1 protein-coding gene is annotated in these 341 nt (G+C 70.4%); it reads right to left on the bottom strand.

Features of this window, described 5'->3' with window-relative positions; translation table 11 throughout:
• On the bottom strand, positions 1-341 hold a 341-nt coding region (locus AC0L3U_RS38795; protein ID WP_473365023.1), incomplete at both ends, for a sugar phosphate nucleotidyltransferase.

The raw sequence follows: 341 nt of genomic DNA, 5'->3' as shown, positions 1-341 counted from the left end.
TCCGGCTTCTCGACGAAGCGCGCGACCGCGTGCACCTCGCCGGAGATGACCTCGCCCGGGCTGATATAGCCGTATTCGGTCGCCGGCCGCTCCGGCTTGACGCCGAAGGTGACGATGCGCCCGGCGCTCGCAGCCGTGAGACCCTGGCGACACGCGGCGACAAAGGCGGCATTGTCCTGCACCACGTGGTCGGCGGCGAGCGCGAGCACGATCGCCTCACTCGCGCGGTTCTGCGCGAACACCGCGCCGGCGGCGATCGCCGGACCGGAATCGCGCCGCATCGGCTCGAGGATCACGTCGGCCTCGATGCCGATCTCGGCGAGCTGCTCCAGCACCATGAA

This window comes from Bradyrhizobium sp. Kon69 (genome assembly GCF_055807515.1).
Note: the sequence above shows the minus strand (reverse complement) of the source record. Positions and strands in the feature narration are given on the sequence as shown.